The organism is Oerskovia merdavium (assembly GCF_014836755.1).
Lineage (GTDB): Bacteria > Actinomycetota > Actinomycetes > Actinomycetales > Cellulomonadaceae > Oerskovia > Oerskovia merdavium.
This window is the reverse complement of record NZ_JACSQF010000001.1, coordinates 32,825-34,384: the sequence shown is the minus strand read 5'-3', so window position 1 is coordinate 34,384 and position 1,560 is coordinate 32,825. Positions and strand designations below refer to the sequence as shown.

1 protein-coding gene is annotated in these 1,560 nt (G+C 71.6%); it reads left to right on the top strand.

The window, feature by feature from the left end:
* Positions 1 to 53: 53 nt before the first annotated feature.
* Positions 54 to 1,229, top strand: coding sequence for a Gfo/Idh/MocA family protein (locus H9641_RS00095; protein WP_191799897.1), 1,176 nt, complete (start codon positions 54 to 56; stop codon positions 1,227 to 1,229).
* Positions 1,230 to 1,560 lie beyond the last annotated feature (331 nt).

Sequence of the window (1,560 nt, the reverse complement as noted above, 5' to 3'; positions counted from 1 at the left end):
CCCCCGGGGGGGGGCCGGCCCGGTGACGTCCACCACGAAAGGAAGTGCCTGAGATGGCAGAAAACGGTCACCCGACCCTCGGGATCGGCATGGTCGGGTACTCGTTCATGGGGGCTGCCCACTCGCAGGGATGGCGCACCGCACCGCGGTTCTTCGACCTGCCGCTCGCGCCCGAGATGCGCGTGCTGGCGGGCCGCAACGCAGCAGCCGTCACGGCTGCTGCGGACAAGCTCGGCTGGGACGACGTCGAGACGGACTGGCGCAAGCTGGTAGCACGCGACGACGTCGACCTGGTCGACATCTGCACCCCGGGCGACACGCACGCCGAGATCGCGATCGCGGCCCTGGAGGCCGGCAAGCACGTCCTGTGCGAGAAGCCGCTGGCCAACACGGTCGCCGAGGCCGAGCTCATGGTCGCTGCCGCCGAGGCCGCCGCCGCGCGCGGCGTGCTCGCCACGGTGGGCTTCACCTACCGTCGGGTCCCCGCGGTCCAGCTCGCCCGCCAGCTCGTGGTGGACGGCCGGATCGGCACGATCCGCCACGTGCGCGCCCAGTACCTCCAGGACTGGATCGCCGACGAGACCGCGCCGCTCTCGTGGCGCCTCGACAAGACCAAGGCGGGCTCGGGTGCCCTGGGCGACATCGGTGCCCACATCATCGACCTCGCGCAGTTCATCACGGGCGAGTCGATCACCGGGGTCTCGGGCATCCTCGAGACGTTCGTCGACGAGCGTCCGATCGCCACCGGTTTCTCGGGCCTGTCCGGCACGGGCGGCACCGAGACGGGTCCCGTCACGGTCGACGACGCCGCGGTCTTCCTCGCGCGCCTGACGGGCGGCGGGCTCGGAGTCTTCGAGGCCACCCGTTTCGCCTACGGCCGCAAGAACGCGATCCGCCTCGAGATCAACGGTTCGCGCGGGTCGGTCGCGTTCGACTTCGAGGACATGAACGTCCTCCACTTCTTCGACGCCTCGGACGACCCGCAGGTTGCGGGCTTCCGGCGCATCGTCGTGACCGAGCCCCAGCACGCGTACATCGCGAGCTGGTGGCCCGCCGGTCACGGGCTCGGGTACGAGCACGCGTTCACGCACCAGGCGGTCGACCTCGTGCGCGACGTCGCTGCCGGTACCCAGCCCACCCCGTCCTTCGCCGACGGCCTGGCCGTCCAGCGAATCCTCGAAGCCGTCGAGCGCAGCGCTGCGTCCGACAGCGACTGGCAGCAGATCTGAGAGGAGGTCTCGGCCCGCAGCGTGCGGGAGCCACGCGCCGGAGTGCGGCGTGGTGCGAGATGCCCGGCGGAGCAGGTCCGCCACCGGTGACGACGGGTCACGGCCGATGCCGTCGACACCCCGGAGCGCAGCACCCTTGTCCCATCATCACAAGGAGTCCTAGGTGAGAAACGTGCTCTGGAGAGCCCCGCGCGCAACGATGCGCACGGTCGCGGCCGTCGCCGCTACCGCGGTGGCGCTCCCACTGTCCATGGCGACCGGGGCGGGGGGGTTGGCCCCCCCCCCCCGGGGCCCCCCCACCACCCGCAGGGTCTTGCACCACCTGCTCCAC

What these genes read in the sequence shown, in the direction of transcription:
- H9641_RS00095 (WP_191799897.1), top strand. Translation starts at nt 54, where the DNA reads ATGGCAGAAAACGGTCACCCGACCCTCGGGATCGGCATGGTCGGGTAC.